The organism is Candidatus Zixiibacteriota bacterium (assembly GCA_040753875.1).
GTDB lineage: Bacteria > Zixibacteria > MSB-5A5 > GN15 > FEB-12 > DATKJY01.
On record JBFMDV010000005.1, the window covers coordinates 488,212 to 509,854 of the forward strand.

Genomic DNA, 21,643 nt, shown 5'->3' on the forward strand with positions numbered 1-21,643 from the left:
CCTCACACGTGACTCCTGAGTGCGTCTCACACGCAAGATAATGCGGCATCATTGCTTGTCAAGTGAAAAATGGAGTTCCCCTTTAAGTCCACACCTGCGCGGAAAGCGCTCACCACCAGGACCAGAACTCGACCCGCAGCGCCGACAGCAGTTTTCGGAACGCCCAGTTGGCGATTGAGGTCTCCCCCACTTCGATCTTCGCGTAGCCGGTCATCCCCTGGGAAAGCAGGTTTTCCTGATTGTCGACCACGACTGAGACCGGAAAGTACGCGCGGTCCTTAAATGGCGCGGTGAACGTAGGGACACGCACAACGATTCCGGCGAAAACGCGGCTGGGGTACGGTCGCACTTTGATCCTTGCCGTTTGGCCCTTGGCAACGAGTTTGATATCGAAATCAGACACCGGTACCAGCATCTCTACCTGCTGGTTGTAGCAGACGGTCAGCACCGTGTCGGCGCGTCGATTGGCTCCAGCCACGCCTGAGATCGGGGTGGTCACGGTCTGCGCGTCCGCCTGCCCTTTGAAATAGTCGAGCGTCGCACGCTGTTTTTCGATATCCCGCTGGAGTACGTCTTCCTCTTCCTTCCTCGGCGGGGATTTGAGCAGCGCCAGTGATGAGCGCTTCTGGTTGAGGTCCGCTTTGGCGACATCCATCGCCGAACGCGCTGACTCGAGTTTGTCCTTGGCTTCAAGTCCCTTGGCGTACAGACCATCGATCCGTTTGAAATCTCGCTCCGATTGGTCGAAAGTCGCCTTGGCGGCGTTGACCGCCGCCGTGGCTTCTGCGATCTGCTCTTTCTTCTTGGGGGCGCGAAGCAGCGCCAGCTCTCCCTCCAATCGCTGCAACTCTTTCTCAGCCGCTGCGAGGGCCTGGACGCTTTCGTTGGAGCGGACGACCACCAGCGTGTCACCGGCCTTTATGACTTGTCCGTCGCGCACGATCGGCTGAACGTTAAGCGCAGCAAGATCCATCGACATCATCTTCAGGAAACTGGACTTCCGGTCCGGCGTTTCGCCGCCAAGGCGAAGCGTGCTTTCCAACAATCCAAGATTAGTCAGCGACAGTGTGAATTGCGACAGCGGTTCAACCTCCACCTCCCCCGAAACCCGATGCGGGAACCACGGCACAAATAACCCGACCAGCATGACGATCAGGAGTAAAACGTAAATGGACAGACGGATCGGTTTGTGCACCAGGGCTCTCATATATTTGAAATGCTGCAGCATTCCCTTGCCCGTGTCGGCCAGGGGCTGCCTCATAATAACGGCCAGCGCCGCTATCAACAAGAGTATTCCCCTCCCCCCCCACTGCTCATAGGCAAACCGCCCCAGCACCCACACGAAATACACGACGAGAAACGTGGAATACGCCAGTGCCAGAGTGGCATAGAGTGAATAGATTCGCCGTTCGCGATGAGTGACACTCACCGGCTCAATGGGCCACCCCAGAACGACACGCTGGAAAAAATTTCCGAGATACGCAAACGCCTTGCGCCGCAGATTGGGGACCTCAAGGTAGTCTGAAAGGAGATAATAGCCATCGAGCTTTATCAGCGGATTGAAATTGAACAGGAACGTCACCCAGCAGACGATTGCTGTCACGCGAGCGAGCTCATTGACGAACAGACCCGGCACCGTGAGTCGCCACAGGATCACGCTGACCGCCAGCAGGAGAAACTGGAAGTACGGTCCCGCCCAGGTGACCGCGAGTCGCTGTGATTTGCGAGGAAACAACCAGGCATCAGAGACATCTGAGTAGAAGCACGGCGTAAAATACATGATGAGGATCCCCATCTCTTGGACCTGCCCCCCGTGATACCGACAGATGACGGCATGCGCGAATTCGTGAAGCGTCACCAGCAAGAAGAAGGCGACCAGCAAGGTCGCAACTGAAGCCACCGACCACAGCGATGACAGGTTGACCGTAAATTCTGCGACATTGGCAAGCAGCAGACCCAGGCCGGTAAGTATGATCAAACTCTCCACCAGTATCCAGCCGGGGCGATGGAATGGCTTGTACATGGTCGTAAGTACATCGAGCAGCCGTCCGGGTCTGAACGCCTTGAGTTTGATGTACAGAAGGCGCGCTGCCAGCGAGTGGTGGCGCTGAGCGGCACGCGCCGCACGCATCAACTCCTGTTCGCTTCGTCCATCCTCGATCAGGAAAAGAGACCTTAACTGACCGACAAATTGCTCGATGTCAGTGGCGCCGATCTCCAGCTCAAATTTCGCTGCAAACGCAGCCGCGAGCATATCGGCCGTGGCTGTTCCATCCAGATGCTGTGCCAGCCAGTGCTCCGGCGCACGCAGGCGGATGTAGTTGCCGGTGACGGGATCCTTGAGTGTGTACACGCGTTCGGACCCTTCAGTGGATTCCGCCGTGACCAAGTCGGATCGGAGTTTCGGCAGGACAGCCATGCGGTTAACCTACGGAAACTCAAAGTGAGGCGCAAGCAACTCGCACCCCATCATGAGACGAGGGTGACGTCGTGGCTGTATCGGATCGTAGGTCTACGTAAACATCGAATGTGATTGACCTGACGAGGCCAGCCAGTATATTAGCGACATCAGAGCCGGATGCAGACAACGCGATCCGGTGTCAAGCAGTGTATAATATGCAGTCAGAAAGGAGAGCGCCCTATGGGACAGCCAGTAGTACACTTCGAGATCGGCGCACGCAACGAGAAGAAGGCGTATCAGTTTTACACCGACCTGTTCGGTTGGAAGATCGATGCCGACAAGATGCCCGGTTACGGCCTGGTGAGCAACGAAGGAGAGAGGAGCATTGGGGTGGGATATTCAAAGCGACCGGCGAGATTCCGCCGTACGTGACTATCTACGTTATGGTAGATGATCTGCAGGCGTATCTGGACAAAGCGGTCAAGCTTGGCGGCTCGGTGGTAGTACCTCCTACCCCTATTCCCGGCGTCGGCGCGTTCGCCATGTTCAAAGACCTTGACGGAAATTGCCTTGGCTTGTTCCGAAACGGTTGAGTTCACCGAACAAGAAGAGCATGACCTCGGTGGTGAAACGCAACCGAGGTCCGTTCATTTGCGACATCTCGCCGAACATGCTGACATTCAAGACAATACGCGTGCCGACAAGTTCCCCCAAAAAGACGGATACGGCTTGACAAAGTTAGTCTGTTGTGTACCTTAGTGAAAAAGTTCACGTTCGGTACTGAAGGCAAGGTCGAGGATATACCATGCGGACACGAGCCGATGCTGTCATCGTTGGCGGGGGGATTATTGGCGTCGCCGTGGCGTTCTATCTGGCGCGCCAGAAATTCGGCCAGATCGTTATTCTGGAGAAGGAGCCATTCCTCGGCGCCGGGTCAACGAGCAAAGCTGCCGGAGGCATCAGAGCCCAGTTCTCGAACAAGGTCAACATCGAAATGTCCATGCTCTCCGAAGAGCGGTTCGCGAGATTCAAGGACGAAACAGGTTACGACGCGCTGTATGATCAGGTTGGGTATCTCTTCCTGCTGACCGAAGACAGCGATGTCAAAGAGTACTCCGCGCACTGCGCGTTGCAGCGTTCGCTCGGGCTCAAAGCGGAACTGCTGAAACCGCACGATATCCCGCAATACGCACCGCACGTGCGGCTTGACGATGTCAAACTGGCCACATTCTGCCATGACGATGGCCTTGGCGACCCCAACGAGTTTCTGTCGGGCTACGAGCACGCCTGTCGTGATATGGGCGTGGAGATATGTCTGGAATCTGCCGTAACCGGCATGTCGGTGAATGGCTCGAAAGTAACCACTGTTAAGACTTCCAAGGGGGAGATCAGTTGCCCGCTGGTCATCAATGCCGCGGGCGCCTGGGCCGGTGAGATCGCCAAGATGGCGGGTGCCGAACTGGCCGTGCTGCCGTATCGCCGCCAGATCGTCACCACCGGCGAGCTGGACTTTGTCAAACCGTACTTCCCGATGGTGGTTGATGTGCGATCCGGCCTCTATTGCCACAAAGAATCCAAAGGGATGCTGCTTGGCTGGGCAGACAAAGCGGTCAAGCCATCGTTCGACATTTCGCTTGATCCGGATTATACGGATTCCATCCTGGAACGTGCCCTCGACCGCATTCCGCAACTCGAAACCGCCGAGATCGCCAACAAGTGGGCGGGGCTTTACGAAACAACCCCGGATCATCGGGCGATCATCGGGTGGGAACCGACGGTGACTGGGATGTTGCATGTCGCCGGATTCTCCGGTCACGGTTTCATGCATGCGCCCGCCGCCGGCATCGTCACCGCCGAGATGGCGACCGGCAAAGAAACAACTATCGACATTTCTACGCTCAGCCCCGAGCGGTTTGCCAAAGGGGTGATAGTCGAAGAAACCAATGTCATTTGAAACCACGCAAATAGTTTACCTCAGGAGAGAGAAGACATGCGCATCATCCGGGCTCTGTTGATCCTCACGCTGGTCGCTGCAACCGTGCACGGCCAGACCTGCCCTTCAAGCAAGGCCGCCAAGGCCGGCATCTCACCGTTCGAGACATTTCATGTAATCATGCATCCGGCCTGGCACACGGCGTATCCGGCCAAGGATTACGCCGCGCTTGTGACCGCGGCGCCGGAATTCGAGAAGGCCTTTGTCGCCATTGCCGAGCTAGAAGCAAAAATGAAAAACCCGGTCCGCAAGGCCTCGTTTCTCGAAAATCGGGAGGCTTTTGCTTCGTTCGTGAAGCAATATGCCGAGGCCGCCAAAACCGGAGATTCACTCAAAGTATATGAGATCATGCCCAAACTGCACGAGTCGTTCGAAATGACTGCCTCTGCCTGCCTTCCGACTCCATATCCCGAACTCGAAGCGTTAACCGTCACCACCCACATTATCGTGGAAAAACACCTTCCGGCGGACAATACCGAGGGAATTACGGGATCGACTGAGACGCTGGTCACGAAAGTCCAGGCGTTGACGCAAAAGAGCTTGCCGGAGAGTCTGAAAACCAAGAAGGGAGAGATTCTGCCGCTGTTCACCGGATGGGGGAAGATCGCTGCCCAGTTGAAGGAGTGCTGCGACAAGAAGGACATGACCAACTATAAGAAGCTGGTCGATGACCTGAGCAGCCAGATCGACGGTTTTAGTGAGAAGTATCTTTAGGTTCTGGTTGGTGGATTGAAGAATTGACGGCGCCCTGATGGGCGCCGTTCTTGTATAAATCTCCTGTAGAGTTGTTCGTGAAACAACGGAGGTCAGTATGACGCGAATCCTGGTCGTCGTGGCGGTTTTGTCCCAAGCCATGGCCACCACTTGTGCAACCACGCCAGCCACCACGCCGCCCACTACCGAGGAGCGTATGGTGGTGCTCGACGACTCGTTGAAGCTGTGGGCGAACCTGATGCAGGACACGGCACAGACCAAAGAGCCGCTGGTGGTTCTCCTGCACATGCTGGGACGGAACCACGAAAGTTATCAGCCGTTCATCGATGCCCTTCTCAGGTCGGCCGCGACTGATTCGCTGCACCGGTCGCTCCCCACGATTTTGAATCTCGACTTGCGCGGACACGGCCGCTCCGGCGCACGTGGATTGAGCTCATTGAGTTACCAGTCAATGGCCGAGGCTGAATTCCGCAAGATTCCGGGCGATGTCAAGGCGATGGTGGAGCACCTCAAGCTGGACACAGCGCTCAAGGTCGACTGGGATAATATCACGGTCGTTGGCGCCTCGATCGGGGCCAACTCGGCGGCGCTGTTGAGCCAGATGATGCCGCAGGTGAAGCGGATCGTGTTGCTTTCTCCCGGCCTTTCCTATCGGAGCCTAGAGCCGCTGGATGCAGTGCGAAAATTCACCGGCAAGATCCTGATCTATGCCTCGAAAGGGGACGAGTATTCGCGGAAGTCATCGGAGGAACTGGCAGAAGCGAACAAAGCGCATGCAGTCCTTCGCTGGTTCGGCGCCAATCAACACGGTACTGACATCATCAACGAAGATAGAGCCGCTATGGATGAACTGGTACGCTGGGTGATGTCGAATTGATGATCAGAGTTCGAGCTTAGTCCTCATCGGACAGGTCGAGCATGCTGGTTCCCTCGGTGTACTCGGCCGAGCGGGCACTGGTCAGCCGAAGCAGCCGCTGGGTGACATCTTTGATCTTGAGCGCCGAGGCCTCGATCACGCGAAGTTTGGCTACAAGGTCGTCATCAAGATCCTGGCGTTTCAGCAGCAATAATTGCACGTTGCCAAGAATGGCGGTCAGCGGATTATTGATTTCATGGTTAACCGTCACGGCCGTCTCCTGAATGGCGGATAACCGGGCTTTGTCGCGAAGGTCGCTGGGAAGGGATTCTGCTTGGCTAATATCCGAGACCACAACGTTCAACGCGATGGCGGCGCTGAGTGCCTCCAGAAAATAGTCCTGGGGGATGAGCCGGGTAGGTCCTTCCGAGATTCCCAGAACCGCGCCGAATACGCGGTCGCCGTGCTGGAGTGGAAGCGTAAATGCGTTCAGAGGCGGCTTCCCCGAAAACGTCATGTACGCCGCCACCAGTTGTCGCTCTTTCCGAAGACCAGCCAGCAATTCTTGCTCCAGGCTTGCCAGCCGCTCGCCTGAACTTTCCGAAGTCGCGTGACTGACGGAGAGGCGCGGTTTGCTTCGGTCGTCCCACAGGTAGATCGCTGCTGCCGATAGACCGACCAGTGATGAGGCTAACTGGAGCGCCACAGATACGGCGCCCTGAAGCTGTTCGCCCCGGACTCCGGCCAGGGCCAGGCCTCGCAACACCTCGAATTGATTCTTGTCGACTGGTTCCATGTGGTTATTCAATACTCAGCATATGCCGAGCAAATTGGGTGCACGCTGAGCGTCCGACCCCTGCCTTCACGAAGTAAGTATGCAGTACATCGTAACATACCGAAATCACGGCCACTTATCCAGCCATTTCGACTGCTCATCTTTTGCGCAAATAGGTGTCGGGAACCAGCCACCTGCAACGCGGTTCATATTGTTCTCTGCGGCGATGGAAAGGTGTTGACTTGGCTCCACCTTGAGGATAGCTTAGCTCCCTTTCTGAACCGGGAAAGACAGGATGAGACGAACATGGCTGAAGAGATGATCCACGATCAGTGCGGGATTTTCGGCATTTTCGGCAATAATCGAGCGGCCGAACTGACCTATCTTGGACTTTACGCACTCCAGCACCGGGGACATGAGTCCTCCGGGATCGTCACCTCCGATTCCGGTCGGATCCGGTTGCACAAAGGGATGGGTCAGGTGTCGGACGTCTTCGCCTCGCGGGAATCGATCGACAAACTCAAAGGGACGTTGGCTATCGGTCACAACCGGTACAGCACCACCGGTGCGTCATCGCTGATCAACATCCAGCCTTTTCTGATCACCAACCGGTCAAGCAGCCTGGCTATCGCGCACAACGGCAACCTGACCAACGCCACCGAGCTGCGCAAGCGACTCGATAGCCGCGGCTCGATATTTCAGACGACATCCGATACCGAAATCTTCCTGCACCTGGCGGCGACCTCCAAAAAGACCACCCGGCTCGGGCGGATCTGTGATGCACTCGCGACGGTCAAGGGCGCGTTCTCGGTTCTATTCCTGACTGAGGACTCGATAATCGCCGCCCGCGATGCCTACGGCTTCCGCCCGCTGGCACTGGGCAAGTTTCATTCCTCTTATATCGTCGCCTCGGAAACCTGCGCGTTCGACATCATAGGCGCCAAGTATATTCGCGATGTCGAACCGGGTGAAGTACTCGAGATCAGCAGGAAGGGGCTCCGCTCGGTGTTCCCGCTCAAGGTCGCGAAGCAGGCCTCGTGCATTTTTGAATACATCTACTTCGCCCGGCCGGACTCGAAGATATTCGGAGAGAATGTCGACAAAGTGCGCCGCCGTCTCGGACGGCTTCTAGCCAGGGAACACCCTGTCGATGCCGACATTGTGATCGGCGTGCCGGACTCCGCCAACACGGCAACACTGGGATTCGCCGAGGAATCGGGCATCCGGTTCGAAATAGGGTTCATTCGAAACCACTATGTGGGGCGGACGTTTATCGATCCGGCGCAGAATATCAGGGACCTTGATGTAAAAGTGAAGTTCAACCCGGTCAAAGGTGTCATCAACGGACGACGGGTAGTGATCGTAGATGATTCCATCGTGCGCGGTACCACTTCCAAAAAGTTGGTTAAAATGATCCGTGAGGCTGGTGCCAAAGAGGTACATTTCAGGGTCTCCTCTCCGCCAATAATCTCTCCCTGTTTCTTTGGTATAGATATGCCGACTCGCAAGGAGTTGATCGGTGCAAATATGTCAGTGGCCGAGATCGAGAAATTCCTTGAAGTGGATTCGCTCCGCTATCTTTCGTTGGAGGGGATGTTGTCCATGCCTTCGCTCCCCCCGACCAGCTTCTGCTCCGGCTGTTTCTCCGGAAAGTACCCGATCAAGGTACCTCCCATCAATGGGAAGCTGCGGCTCGGATAGGCGCAGAGTCTGCTGTTTAGTCAACTTAACCTCTTGGGGCGGAAGCCGATATTCCTGTAGACGTATAACTTGTTGACAAAGTGGCAATTAGCCGTATATTTGGGTTGATACTCGCTCGGTCGTTTCGGCCTTGATGCGTAACACTGTCAGCCTTAACCTATCCAGGAGGGATAATGTCTCGGCGTGCTGCATTAGCTTTCTTTGGTGTACTCCTCACGCTCGGCCTCGGCTTCTGGTTCGCTCTTGAAAGTCAGGTCTTTGCGGCCCAACTGGCCGGAACGGATTCAGCCGGTCTGGAGAAACGTGTCCTTCCGATCAAACCGACCCTCACCACTATTGACCCCTCCGCCAAAGGTGGCATGGTCGTGGTGAAATTCGTCGATGAGCCAAGGGTTCGACTCAAAGGGAACCGGCTCATATCGATGCAGAGCATATCTACAAAGGAGATTGAAGCTGTTTTGTCTCCGTACCTCGGGCAGCGGATTGAGCGCCTGTTTAAGAGCCAGTCCGAAATGGCGCTCGACAAACATAAGGAACAGCTTGAGATCAGGATAAAACGGCAGTTCGCCGATCTGAACAGCTACTACCAGGTCGAGATTCAGTCGCTGGCGGAAGCCGAGCGTTTGGTAAACGACCTCAACCGGCTCGACATGGTTGAGATCGCCTACTACGAGCCGGCGCCCGAACCGGCCGGAGATATTGCACCTCCCACCCCGAACTACAAACCGTTTCAGGGATATCGTACTGCCGCTCCAGCCGGTGTCGATGCTGACTACGCCAATCTTCTGGCAGGCGGCGATGGTACCGGTGTGAAGATCATCGATATCGAGGGGGGCTGGCAGACTACGCATGAAGACCTGGACAAAGCGGTGGGCGGACTTATCGCCGGCGAGATGATAAACGATGCCTCCTGGATAAATCACGGCACCGCGGTGCTTGGCGAGATGATCGCCGGCGACAACGGCTATGGCGTTTCCGGTATCTGCCCCGGGGCCGATGTCGGGATGATCTCGATCGGGACCCTGTCGACGGCCGATGCGCTCTACACGGCGGTGGCGAACCTGACACCCGGCGATCTCATTCTCATCGAGCTTCACGCTCCAGGGCCGCACTACAATTTCCAGTCTCGACCGGACCAGCTCGGCTACGTCTGCATGGAATATTGGCAAGCCAATTTTGATGCTATTCAGTATGCCTGGGCCAACGGCATCACGGTTATTGAGGCAGCAGGGAACGGTGCGGAAAATTTCGATGACCAGACACTATACGCCCAGTTGTTCGATACGACCTATCGCAATTCACATGCCATTATCGCCGGCGCGGGGTATCCCAATACCTCGGGGCTGGACCTTCAGCGCCAGAGTTTCTCCAACTATGGCGAGCGCGTGAACTTGCAGGGTTATGGAAGTGGCGTCTATACCACCGGCTACGGTGACCTGTTCACCGGCGGCGGCGACCAGAACCAGTACTATACATCGGGATTCTCCGGGACGTCGTCGGCCTCACCGATCGTCACCGGCGCAGTAGCGTGCCTTCAAGGGCGTTACATGGCTGCCTACGGTACTTTTCTCACAGCCGATCAGATCCGAACCGCTCTTGTTTCCACCGGGACGGCTCAGCTTGGGGATCTCTCCAAACACATCGGTCCTCGCCCTGACCTGCAGGCCGCTATCGGCGGCTTCACGGCGCCCCCCTCGCTGTATACGTCACCGCTGGCCATCGACACGACGGTACTTCAAGGTGCCGTTGTTGTCCGTCCTGTCTGGCTGCATAATCGTTCGACGACCACCGCCGTGGCGTTTACCGCAGTCGGTAATGACAGTCTGGCGCGCAACAAAATGCCCAACTGGCTGACCGTTGCACCCGCCAGCGGCTCGGTGAATCCATCCGATTCACTTCAATTGAACGTGACGATGGATGCAAGCGTGCTGGCGCAACAGATCGCGGACTACAAGGGAATAGTGGAAGTCAACTGGGGGCCGGTCCCGCAGCCGCTCGATTCCCTGAGTGTCGTGCCGGTGTTCTTTGCGGTTCTGTGTAACGACACGACCTATCAGGCACTCTCATCGAACGATCTCGGCGGCCCAACATTCAGTTGGATCCCCGCGCTGACCATCGGAAGCAAGCTCGGCAATGGTTCGTTCTATAACCCGAGCCTGAACCCCCTCGATGACGGCACCGCCGGCCCGCTGCCGATCGGTTTCGCGTTCCCGTTCTTCGATTCGTTGTACACCCAGTTCTGGGTCAGTCCGAACGGCGCGATCTCGTTCACGAATTCGACTCTCAATTTCGGCGGATATTATTCGAGCACCTCGGTGCCCGGTTCGCCGTTCACCTCGTTTCTGCCGGCCTTCTGGAACGACCTCATCATCGACAGCGCTCAGGTGCCGCAGGCCGGTGTCTACATCTATCGAAGCGCTACCAATGATACCCTGGTCATCGAGTGGTATCGGCTGGCAAACTTTGTGAATTTCGATACGCAGACGGATTTCGAGATGGTGCTCACTTCCGACGGCAAAATGCTCTATCAATATCTGAACGTTGACGCCGGCGGGCTGAATCAAACCGCGCTTATCGGTCTGTCGCAAGTCGAATGCCAGGCGCTCAGTTACTACAATAACGGCACACCGGCGGCCAACGAAGTACATGACGGCATAGCGGTGCTGCTCTCATCAAGCGTGGTACAACATCAGGTCATGGCCGGAAATGTCGACGGACAGGGCGGCATAGATATCAGCGACCTTACCTACCTCGTTGAGTATCTGTTCTTCGGCGGAGCTGCCCCGATCCCGATGGAATCCGGCGACCTTGATTGCAGCGGTGCAGTGGACATCAGCGATTTGACTTACATGGTGGAGTATCTGTTCTTTGGCGGCCCTGACCCCTGTTCGTACTGGGAAGTCCTCTAATCGCCGCTTAGCAGAAAACGATAGGAGGCCGCTGCACCGGCCTCCTTTTTCTTTTCTGTCTTTTTTCGGACTTACATGAGCGCGAAGAAGGCGCTTCGGGAAAGTTCGAGAATTCTGTCCGGGAATAATCCCAACCCCAGCGTGCCGATCGCCGCTACTACAAGCACCAGGAATAACGCGGGTGTAACAGCCGCCGGTTTTGGATTTTCGGCAGGCTGGTCAAAGTAGCTCACTTTCACGACCCGAAGGTAGTAGTAAACCGAGACGAAAGAGTTCATGACGCCGATGACCGTCAACCAGATGAACCCGCCATTCACGGCGGCCGCAAAGATATAGAATTTGCCGAGGAAACCAACGGTTGGCGGGAATCCCGAAAGCGCAAACATGAACAGCGCCAGTACCGCCGTTAGATACGGGTTAGTCTTCGACAGACCGGTCAGCTCGGAGAAATCTGACCTGCAGCCAGTGCGCTGCTCCAGAAGAGTCACCACCGCAAAGCCACCAAGGTTGAACAGGGTATATGCTATCAGATAGAACATCGCCGCGGAGACTGCCTCGCTGCCGCCGGCCGTGAGCGCCACCAGAATGTATCCCGCGTGCGAGATCGATGAATAGGCCAGCATCCGCTTGACGTTATCCTGCCGGAGAGCGAGGATATTCCCCACCGACATGGTCAGCGCCGCCAGCACCCACAGGACCGGCACCATGGCATCAAGATCGGCCAGGCCAAAATTGAAGATGCGCAGCAGCGCGGCAAAACCAGCCGCTTTCGGTGCCACGGAGAAGAACGCCGTCACGGGGGTGGGCGCCCCCTGATACACGTCCGGGACCCAGCTATGGAACGGCACCGCAGCCACCTTAAAACCAAAGCCGATCAGGAGCAGCCCTGCGCCGGCGTACAGATATGTCTTGGCGTTGCCTGAGACGTAGGCGAAATCAGTGACAATTCTTCGGAGGTTGGTCGTTTCGGCGGCACCATAGATAAACGCGATCCCCATGAGCAGAAAGCCGGTGGCAAATGCCCCCATGATGAAATATTTGATACCGGCCTCGTTTGATTCAAGCGAGCGCCTTGCCAGCCCGGCCATGACATACAGCGGCAGCGACATGATCTCGAGTCCCAGGAAGATCACCACCAGATCGGTGCTGGTGGCCATCACCATCATGCCCATAGTCGATATGAGCAGGAGAGCGTAGAATTCCGGATGATTTATCTTGTTTGACTCCAGGTAGCGCAGAGCGATGGCGAGCGAGAGAAGCGAGGCGAACGCAAACAGCACTTTGAACAAGGCGCCAAACGGGTCAACCGTCACCATCCCCGCAAATCCGCCCTTCTGTGTATTGAGCTGCGCCAACGCTGTCAGCAGCGCTGCCCCCAGACCTATGACGCCGATAAGCGGCGAGAGCCGCGACAAGCGACGCATGAAGGCCACCATGAGGATTACTGACGCCGCTATCAGCAGAAGCAGTTCGGGCAGGATAAGCCCGAAATCGATTGACAGTGTCGAAATATAGTCGATCATACACCCTTGTGCGGCGACCACCGCACCATGTTAGAACCCTCAGCCGCCGCCGAATCCGAGTTTGACTTCGCCCTTCTCAACGATCACCGGCACGATACGCTTGCCGCCGGACAGCTTCAGCACCTTCTCTTTTTCATCTGGTTTCTCCGTCACATTGATCTCCGAAAACGGGATCCCGCTGTCGGTGTAATGCTTCTTGGCCGCGGCACAGTACGGGCAGCCGGTCTTGGTATAGATGATCACCTCTGCCATCTCTCTTCACCTTTCTCCGAAGCCCCGATAAGGACCTTGGGAATATCGTCTTGTGCCCGGGGAGTTATTTGAAAATGTTCGTCGATCTGCGCGTTCTTCGCCTGACCCACCTGTGTCAGCACTTGTTTGATGGCCGGCTCCAGCCGCTCGAAAAACGGCTTGGGATAGATGCCGATCCAGAATATCAGCACCACCAATGGTGTGAGGATGACTTTTTCGCGAACACTGAGGTCCCGAAGTCCCTCATTTTCCTTCCTGGTGACGGTTCCAAATATAACCCGCTGATACATCCAGAGCATATAGCAGGCGGCTAGAACTACGCCGCTGGCGGCGAGTATGGCGTATGTCTGGTTGCTTCTGAACGTGCCGAGCAGAATGAGGAATTCACCAACGAACCCATTAGTGAACGGCAGACCTATTGAGGACAGCGCGACGATCATGAAAAACGTCGAGAAGATCGGCATCACTTTGGCCAGACCGCCGAAGTCCTCGATCATGCGGGTGTGCCGCCGCTCGTAGATCATGCCGACGATTAGAAATAGTGCCCCCGTCGACACGCCGTGGTTGATCATTTGAATGATCGAGCCCTGCATCCCCTGAAAATTGAGGGCGAACATCCCCAGCATGACAAACCCCATGTGCGAAACCGAAGAAAACGCGATCAGCGATTTGACATCCTTCTGCACCATTGATACCAGAGCGCCGTAAATGATCGCAATGATCGCAAGCACGCTGATATACGGCAGATAAGCGATCGTGGCGTCGGGAAACAGCGGCAGGCAGAAGCGGATGAAACCGTAGGTCCCCATCTTCAGGAGCACTCCCGCCAGAATAACCGAGCCGGCGGTCGGGGCCTCGACATGAGCGTCCGGCAGCCAGGTATGGAACGGGAACAGCGGGACCTTTATAGCGAACGCCAGTGCAAACGCACCGAACAACCAAAGCTGAGGCTGATAGGCCAACTTCATCTGCATGATGCGGGTCAGGTCGAAACTGTATTCGCCGGCAAAGGTGTGGTATTGGAAATACAGATACAGGATTGCTACCAGCATCAACACTGAGCCGAACATGGTGAACAGAACGAATTTTATCGCTGCATAAACCCGGCGCGGGCCTCCCCAGACCCCTATGATGAAATACATCGGTATCAGCATCACTTCCCAGAAGACATAGAACAGGAACAGATCAAGCGCGCAGAACACACCGATCATGCCGCTTGTCAGCACCAGCATCGAAATGAAATACCCCTTCACTCCCTGGGTGATGTTGTTCCAGGAGGCCAGTACGCACAGAAGTGTCAGGATGGTGGTCAGGAGTATGAGAAGCAGCGATATCCCGTCAATGCCCATGTGATAGCTGATCCCCAGCGACTGCACCCAGGGGAAATTCACCTCGAACTGCCAGCCACTGGAAACAGGGTCGTACAGAAAATACAACACGAAAGAGATCAGCATGGTCACAAAGGCAATGATCAGGCTTACCCCCTTGATGGTGTCATGTCGATTCGGCGGCACCAGGAGGAGAAGCGCTGCGCCCAGTAGCGGGAAAAACGTCACCAGTGTGAGTATATCAACGTTCATAGCATCATCCCGCCAGCAGATAACCCATCAGCACCACGACACCGATCACGAATAGTGTGGCGTAACCGCGTACCCGACCGGACTGGACATAACGGATCGTGTCGGACAGTTCTTTGGCCAGCCAGGCCAGACCGTTCATGAACCCGTCAATGATGAGCACGTCGAATATTTTCCACAAAAACACTGAGCCATATACAAGCGGACGCACGATTACTGCCCCGTAGAGTTCATCAACATAGTATTTGTTCAACAGGATAGTGTGAACGCCGGCGAGCTTCTCGCGAAGCGACGTCATGGCCTGCAAATTCCTGTTGTAATAGTACCTGGCCAGCCAAATTGCGCCAAGCACCAAAAGTACCGAGAGGACCATGAGCAATAATTCCATCTCCGGACTGCCGCCGTGCGCGGCGCGCGCGAGTTCGATCGTCGATCCATGCTCCGGGGCCATCACCGGCTCGAGCCATTTCTCGAAATAGTTCGTGGCCCCGAACACGTGCGGCATACCGACAAAGCCCCCGATAATCGAGAGCACGGCCAGTATCATAAGCGGCACGGTCATGGTGCGCGGTGATTCGTGGATATGGTGCTTGGTTTCCGCGTCCATCCGCTCGGCCCCGAAAAACGTCACGTACACGAGCCGAAACATGTAGAATGCCGTCAACCCCGCCGTGATGAAACCGATCAGCCAGAGGACCGGGTGACCATGGTCGGATGAAAACGCTTTCCAGAGGATCTCGTCCTTCGAGAAGAACCCGGAAAGAAGCGGGATTCCGGCGATGGCCAGCGTAGCGACCAGGAATGTCCGGTAGGTAACCGGAAGGTATTTGCTCAGCCCTCCCATCTTTCGGATATCCTGCTCATTGGACATGGCGTGAATGACCGAGCCGGCCCCAAGAAACAGGAGTGCCTTGAAGAAGGCGTGCGTCATTAGGTGGAATATGCCGGCCGAAAACGCCGCCACGCCGCAGGCCAGGAACATATAGCCGAGTTGACTGACTGTGGAGTATGCAAGCACCCGCTTGATATCGTTTTGCACGAGACCGATAGTGGCCGCAAAAATAGCGGTCGCTGCGCCCACAATCGCCACCACCAGGAGCGCCGTCGGCGACATCGTGTACAACACGCTTGAACGAGCGATCATATACACGCCGGCAGTGACCATCGTAGCGGCATGTATGAGCGCCGACACGGGCGTAGGACCCTCCATGGCATCGGGGAGCCAGACATAGAGCGGTATCTGTGCGGACTTGCCTATGGCGCCAACAAACAGTAGCAGGCCGATCGCTGTGATCAAACCGCCGCCGACCACGAATACCGTGGGTGCCTGGTGCATGACGGCGCGGAAATCCAGCGAGCCGACATTCCAGAACAACAGAAACAGCGCGATCAGAAATCCAAAGTCGCCGATCCGGTTGACAATAAACGCCTTTTTGCCGGCATCCGAGGCCGACTTCTTGTGAAACCAGAACCCGATCAACAAATACGAGCAGAGCCCTACCCCTTCCCAGCCCACGAACATGAGCAGGTAGTTGTTCGCCAGAACCAGAGTGAGCATGGAGAAAGTGAACAGATTCAAATAAGCAAAGTAGCGTCCATACCCCGGATCATGGTGCATGTATCCGACCGAGTAGACATGAATCAGGAAACCGACGCCGGTGACGACCAGAATCATCACGGCCGACAGTGGGTCCAGAAGCCAGGCGATCTCGACATGAAACTCTCCTGAGGAAATCCAACTGAAGAGGGTCTGTTCAATCACCCGAGCTTCAGACGGCATCCCCTTCAGTTCGAAAAACAACAGAATCGAGAGCGCCAGCGAGAGCCCGACCGACAGGCAACCGACCATCGAGATCACCGTCCGAGGCAGCTTGCCTATCAAGAGCCCGTTGATCAGAAACCCGATCAGCGGGAAGAGCGGGATCAAGTACAGATACTCAGCCATGCTCAGACTACCACTTCATCATGTTGAACCGGTCGATATTGATCGTCTCCCGGTTCCGGTAGATGGTAATGATCATGGCCAGACCAACCGCTGCCTCGGCCGCCGCCACCGTCAGCACCAGGAACACGATGACGTGTCCGTCGACTATATTCAGCGCCCGCGAGAACGCAATCAGGGCGAGATTGGCAGCGTTCAACATGAGCTCGATCGACATCAAGAGCACGATCACATTGCGCGACATCATCACGCCAATCGTGCCAATACCGAACAGCACCGCTGCCAGAGTCAGGTATGCCGAGATCGGGATCATCCTATCGCACCGCCTGTTTCGGTTCCTGCGACTCTGCCAGCGTTACCTGCGGCGACTGATCTTCCTCATCATGGCGTGAACGCCGCGCCACCACCACCGCCCCCACCACCGCGACCAGCAGCAATACGCCGGTCAGTTCGAACGGATAGAGGTACTTGGTGAACAGTTGCATCGCGACTGACCTGACCGAACCGAACTGGTCCGGTGTTGTTGTCATGATACCTGGCCGCGGCCCCCCCAGGAACACCCCGCGAATAGCGAAAACCAACTCCGCCAGCAGCAGCACGGCAAACAGATACTTTACGAACCGGCTGCCTGGGTGCGAATGTTCGCCGAGATCTTCGGTGCCGCGAAGGTTCAACAGCATGATGACGAACAAAAACAGCACCATGATCGCCCCGGCATACACGATCACCAGAATGGCGCCGAGGAACAAAGCCCCCAACTGGATATACAGTACCGCCTGCGCCACCAGTGAGAGAATGAGATAGAGCACCGAGGCGACCGGGTTGCGCTGCACGATCATCATGGTTGCGCCCAGCACAGCTACAGCAGCTGAAATGACAAAGATGATCAGATCCAGGCTCATCGGGTGGCGTCCTGCACTCCGTAGACCCGGCGCACGCGGCGGATCATCCGCTTGAACGGATTGTCCTTACGCGGATACGGCACCAACATGTCTTCTTTGGTCCAGATGAACGAATTGCGGTCGAAATTGGAGAATTCATACTCCTGCCCCAGGAAGATTGCTTCTTCGGGACACGCTTCCTCGCAGAAACCGCAGAAGATGCACCGCAACAGATTGATCTCGTACACTTTCGCTTTCCGCTCGCCGGTCTCCGTCTCTTCCGGCTCCATATAAATGGCGTCGGCCGGGCAGGATGCGGCGCACAACCCGCAGCAGACACACCGCTCGGTACCGTCATCGTAGCGCTCCAGGTAATGCCGCCCCCGGTAGCGAGGCGCCATCGGCTTCTTTTCACGAGGATAATCGAGCGTCACCGGCTTCTTGAACAGGTGCTTGAACGTCACGCCCAGTCCCTGCGGCATCCTGACGAACACATGTCCGAGCGCTTTGATGATCTCCTTCATAACCGCCTGACCTTTACACCAGCCCGCCCATCGTTCACCACAACACCACCAGCGCGGTGATGAGAATATTCACAATCGCCAACGGAAACAGCACCTTCCACCCGAAACTCATCAGTTGGTCGTAGCGGAAACGCGGAAAGGTGCCGCGCAGCCAGATATAAAAGAACATCATGAAAAACACTTTGATAAAAAACCACAGGAAGGACAGTCCCGCCGGAAGCCATGGCCCCTGCCAGCCGCCGAGAAACAACGTCGTGGCCACGCTCGACACGGCGATCATATTGGCATACTCGCCTACGAAGAACATCCCAAACCGAAACGACGAGTACTCCGTGTGGTAGCCCCCCACCAGTTCCGATTCGGCTTCCGGCAGATCGAACGGCGCCCGGTTGGTCTCGGCAATCGCGCAGGTCAGATACAGAAGAAATCCCAGCGGCTGTTTCCAGATGAACCAGTCCGCCACGGTCGCCTGCTTCTCCACCAGTTCCCGCATGGACAGGGTGTTGGCGATTAGAATGACGCCGATAATCGACAGCCCGTAGCTGATCTCATAGGAAATCATCTGCGCCGACGAACGCAGGCCGCCCATGAGCGAGTACTTTGAACCCGAAGACCATCCGGCCAGGCAGATGCCATAGACGCCAAGCGAAGTTATTGCAAATATGAAGACGATACCGATGTTCAGATCCGAAATGACACCCGTGATCTCGCGACCGGCCAGCGAGAAATCGGCCGAGAACGGAACCACGGCGAACGACAAGAGCGACGGCACAAACGCGAGGATCGGCGCCAGACTGTAGGTAAGCCGTTCGACACGGTCCGGAACCACGTCCTCTTTGAACGCCATTTTGATGGCATCGGCGACCGGCTGAAGCAGGCCGTAGGGCCCGGCATAGCTCGGCCCGATCCGATGCTGCAAATACGCCAGCACCTTTCGCTCCAGATAGGTTGCCCAGGCGCAGCCCGTCAACACGGCGACGATCACGATGATCACCTTGAGCGACGATATAATGGCGGTCTCGAGCATATCAATCAACCGCCTTGCTTATTCTGATCCGGTCGACCCGCTTCGAGCGGGATTGCAGGGCATTCACCTTGGCGGCGGAGAAATTGCGCGGCATAAAGACCACGTCATTATCCAAATGATCCGATATTTTTGCAGTCACCACCACTTTGCCCGTGGCTGATTCCACACGGACCGGTGTGCCGACCTCGATGTCCAGCTTCTCGGCCAGCTCACGCGAAAGTTCAATATAGGCCTCGCCGCAGAAGTTTACAAGCGACGCGGCTTTCTCGGTCACATACCCGCGATGATGCGGGTCATCACCCACTATCAATGCGTACGGGTACTGCTTGTCCGTTTTTTCCGGCGACGGTTTCACTTCGAGAAACTGATCAGGCCACTCCAGACGTCGCTGTAATGCCAACAGGCTGTCGATCTCCTTCTGTCTGTCGGCATCGGACGCAAAGAGCCGTCGATCGGCCAGATCGGCGAGCGCCTCGATAATGACATAGCCTGGTCGCACGTCGAAACGCGGCTTAATGCCCTGCCCGACTGTCTGCACGCGCCATTCGAAATTCACGTATGCCCCGCCATATTCGGCCCAGGCCGCCAGTGGAAGTACCACGTCGGCGAGTGCGCTTGTTTCTGTCTCGAACAAATCGCACACCACCAGAAAGTCGAGCTTCTCGATCGCTTCGGTGACAAACGTGCGGTCGGGATACATCATGATCGGATTCGCGGCAACAACAAGAAACGCATCGAGTTCGTTTCGCAGCATCTGTTCGAGCATATGGTCCGTGGACAGTGTCGGCGACTCCGGATAGCTACGCCAGATAGATGACAGTTCTGTTCTGACGGCAGTTGCCGGGCTCGGCAATGCGCCGAGCATTTCGGCGCCGACAGAATTGGCATGCTGAGCCAGCACCGCGACCTGGCCGCGTTGGTTCAGACCGAGGAGTCGCACCAGATTACAGAGCGACGCTGCAATAACATCTCTCTGCTTCGATCGCGTTACCTGCTCGCCAATAACGAACGTAAGTTTCCTGGACTCTGATAATGCCTTGGCCAGATGTTTCAGGTCAGTCGACGCCACCCCACAGAGTGCAGCGGCTTCGGCTAATGTCAATGGAGCGATGCTCTTCTTCAACTGGGCACACAACTGACTATCGGCCAGATTCTGTTCGATAGCGGCCAGGCAGAGACCGTTGACAAACGCCTCGTCGGTGCCCACGGCGTAGGTCAACTCGAGGTCGGCAACGTCAGCCGATTTGACCGCGAACGCATTGACGGAATAGATCTTTGGATTACTGAAATTGCGGGCTTTTCGGATCCTCAGGTACTCGTTGGGATGCTCATTTACCAGGTCGCTGCCAAACACGACAATCAGATCGGACAGGTCGATGTCAGCGATCGTGAACGGCTGCATCGCCAGCACCGCATATGGGGATTGCGGGTCCGTGGGCAGAGACCGGTATTCGGAGCGGAAATCGACCGCATTCGTACCGATAACTGTCCGCAGGTACTTGTTGAAGCTATAGAGCGTGGCGTTGTCCTGATTCGGACCGATCAATCCACCTACGCATGCTGCGCCACGTGCATCACGAATGTCCCTTAGTTTCCTGGCTACGAGCGCCAGGGCTTCGTCCCAACTCGCCGGTGCCTGCTTGCCGTTCTTCTTGATAAGCGGCGTTTGCAGCCGATCGGGCGAATGGACGATCTGATACCCGTAGCGGGTGACATCGGCCAGCCAGCCATCGTCGATGGCATCGTTCCGCCGAGACGTAGTGCGGAAGATCTTCTTCTGATGGTCTTCCTTGTAGAACGTGATGTTCGTTCCTGACGACGTGAAATTGCAAATCGATTGAGCCTGTTGCGTGAGCCAGACCCGGATCTTGTATCGCCAGTCGGTGTTGGTAAGCGCCCCCACCGGGCAGATCTCGACCAGATTCCCCGAGAACGGATTATCGACAAGTTCTCCTGGCGCTGCGTTGATCTCAGTGATATTGCCCCGCTCGTAAGCACCCAGGTCGTATTCGCCGAACGCCTCTTTATTGGAGCGGACACATTTGTAACACAGGATACACCGATTCCGATTGAGTATGATCTCAGGACCGATCCGCAGATCGTCGAACGTGCTCTTGACCCCTTCAGGAATATGGCGTCGCTTGTAGAACTCGAATCGGCTGTCGTCGAAACCGTGAGCGAACGTCAGATTCTGAAGGTCGCATTCCCCCCCTTTGTCGCAGGTGGGGCAATCCAAGGGGTGATTGGTTAACAGGAATTCGATCACCGCCTTGCGTCCCCGTTTCACCTGGTCGGAGTCGGTGTGCACCACCATCCCCTCCGTGGCCTCCGTGGCGCACGACACCTGCAGCTTGGGCATCCTTTCGATCTCGACATAACACATCCGGCAGGCCCCTACCGGTTTGAGCTTCGGATGCCAGCAGAATGTGGGAATGGCAATCCCCATATCCAGGGCCGCCTGCAATACCGTGGTTCCCTTCGGGACGGTCGTCGTGCGGCCGTCGATAGTGAAGGTGACCGTTTTCACGACAGCGACTTGTTCTGTTGTCTTCACGACATCAGCCATAG

At 56.3% G+C, this 21,643-nt stretch carries 18 protein-coding genes; 7 read left to right on the forward strand and 11 right to left on the reverse strand.

Annotated elements, in window-relative coordinates; translation table 11 throughout:
• Positions 1-109 precede the first annotated feature (109 nt).
• Positions 110-2,419, reverse strand: a complete 2,310-nt coding sequence (locus tag AB1644_03685) for a site-2 protease family protein (GenBank protein ID MEW6050147.1) — start codon at positions 2,417-2,419, stop codon at positions 110-112.
• A 222-nt stretch (positions 2,420-2,641) separates the two neighbouring features.
• On the opposite strand from AB1644_03685, the gene AB1644_03690 reads away from it, so the two are divergent.
• The 5 genes from AB1644_03690 (at position 2,642) to AB1644_03710 (ending at position 5,985) form a co-directional block, all read left to right on the forward strand.
• Positions 2,642-2,833: a hypothetical protein gene (locus AB1644_03690; GenBank protein ID MEW6050148.1), complete on the forward strand. Its 192-nt coding sequence runs from the start codon at positions 2,642-2,644 to the stop codon at positions 2,831-2,833.
• Positions 2,830-2,994 (forward strand): VOC family protein, encoded by a 165-nt coding sequence (locus tag AB1644_03695; protein ID MEW6050149.1) that lies wholly within the window; start codon positions 2,830-2,832, stop codon positions 2,992-2,994. The genes AB1644_03690 and AB1644_03695 overlap by 4 nt, the downstream gene beginning before the upstream one ends.
• Positions 2,995-3,206: 212 nt before the next feature.
• Entirely contained in the window at positions 3,207-4,355 is a 1,149-nt protein-coding gene (locus tag AB1644_03700) for an FAD-binding oxidoreductase (GenBank protein ID MEW6050150.1), read from the forward strand.
• A gap of 36 nt (positions 4,356-4,391) precedes the next feature.
• Complete coding sequence (locus AB1644_03705; GenBank protein ID MEW6050151.1) at positions 4,392-5,108, forward strand: hypothetical protein; 717 nt, start codon at positions 4,392-4,394, stop codon at positions 5,106-5,108.
• A 97-nt stretch (positions 5,109-5,205) separates the two neighbouring features.
• Entirely contained in the window at positions 5,206-5,985 is a 780-nt protein-coding gene (locus AB1644_03710; GenBank protein ID MEW6050152.1) for an alpha/beta fold hydrolase, read from the forward strand.
• A gap of 16 nt (positions 5,986-6,001) precedes the next feature.
• On the opposite strand, the gene AB1644_03715 is transcribed toward AB1644_03710, so the two are convergent.
• Entirely contained in the window at positions 6,002-6,760 is a 759-nt protein-coding gene (locus AB1644_03715) for a histidine kinase dimerization/phospho-acceptor domain-containing protein (GenBank protein MEW6050153.1), read from the reverse strand.
• A gap of 285 nt (positions 6,761-7,045) precedes the next feature.
• Here AB1644_03715 and purF point away from each other — a divergent pair, with 285 nt between their 5' ends.
• Positions 7,046-8,440 carry an amidophosphoribosyltransferase gene (gene purF / locus AB1644_03720; GenBank protein MEW6050154.1) on the forward strand — a complete coding sequence of 465 codons (1,395 nt, stop codon included), beginning with the start codon at positions 7,046-7,048 and terminating at the stop codon, positions 8,438-8,440.
• Positions 8,441-8,613: 173 nt separating this feature from the next.
• Complete coding sequence (locus AB1644_03725; GenBank protein ID MEW6050155.1) at positions 8,614-11,349, forward strand: S8 family serine peptidase; 2,736 nt, start codon at positions 8,614-8,616, stop codon at positions 11,347-11,349.
• A gap of 71 nt (positions 11,350-11,420) precedes the next feature.
• Here AB1644_03725 and AB1644_03730 read toward each other — a convergent pair whose 3' ends face one another.
• Genes AB1644_03730 through nuoG form a run of 9 tightly spaced genes read right to left on the reverse strand, consistent with a single transcriptional unit; the run spans position 11,421 to position 21,641 of the window.
• Positions 11,421-12,872 carry an NADH-quinone oxidoreductase subunit N gene (locus AB1644_03730; protein ID MEW6050156.1) on the reverse strand — a complete coding sequence of 484 codons (1,452 nt, stop codon included), beginning with the start codon at positions 12,870-12,872 and terminating at the stop codon, positions 11,421-11,423.
• A gap of 39 nt (positions 12,873-12,911) precedes the next feature.
• Entirely contained in the window at positions 12,912-13,124 is a 213-nt protein-coding gene (locus AB1644_03735) for a Uxx-star family glutaredoxin-like (seleno)protein (protein MEW6050157.1), read from the reverse strand.
• A complete protein-coding gene (locus AB1644_03740) occupies positions 13,112-14,704 on the reverse strand; it encodes an NADH-quinone oxidoreductase subunit M (protein ID MEW6050158.1) in 1,593 nt (530 codons plus the stop codon). Before AB1644_03740 ends, AB1644_03735 begins: the two co-directional genes overlap by 13 nt.
• Before the next feature lie 4 nt (positions 14,705-14,708).
• Complete coding sequence (gene nuoL / locus AB1644_03745; GenBank protein ID MEW6050159.1) at positions 14,709-16,646, reverse strand: NADH-quinone oxidoreductase subunit L; 1,938 nt, start codon at positions 16,644-16,646, stop codon at positions 14,709-14,711.
• A 7-nt stretch (positions 16,647-16,653) separates the two neighbouring features.
• Positions 16,654-16,956 carry an NADH-quinone oxidoreductase subunit NuoK gene (gene nuoK, locus AB1644_03750; GenBank protein ID MEW6050160.1) on the reverse strand — a complete coding sequence of 101 codons (303 nt, stop codon included), beginning with the start codon at positions 16,954-16,956 and terminating at the stop codon, positions 16,654-16,656.
• A 1-nt stretch (position 16,957) separates the two neighbouring features.
• A complete protein-coding gene (locus AB1644_03755; GenBank protein MEW6050161.1) occupies positions 16,958-17,545 on the reverse strand; it encodes an NADH-quinone oxidoreductase subunit J in 588 nt (195 codons plus the stop codon).
• Positions 17,542-18,048, reverse strand: a complete 507-nt coding sequence (nuoI, locus tag AB1644_03760; protein ID MEW6050162.1) for an NADH-quinone oxidoreductase subunit NuoI — start codon at positions 18,046-18,048, stop codon at positions 17,542-17,544. Before nuoI ends, AB1644_03755 begins: the two co-directional genes overlap by 4 nt.
• Positions 18,049-18,082: 34 nt before the next feature.
• Positions 18,083-19,075 carry an NADH-quinone oxidoreductase subunit NuoH gene (nuoH, locus tag AB1644_03765; GenBank protein MEW6050163.1) on the reverse strand — a complete coding sequence of 331 codons (993 nt, stop codon included), beginning with the start codon at positions 19,073-19,075 and terminating at the stop codon, positions 18,083-18,085.
• 1 nt (position 19,076) lies between these two features.
• Complete coding sequence (gene nuoG, locus AB1644_03770) at positions 19,077-21,641, reverse strand: NADH-quinone oxidoreductase subunit NuoG (protein ID MEW6050164.1); 2,565 nt, start codon at positions 21,639-21,641, stop codon at positions 19,077-19,079.
• Between the last annotated feature and the right edge of the window lie 2 nt (positions 21,642-21,643).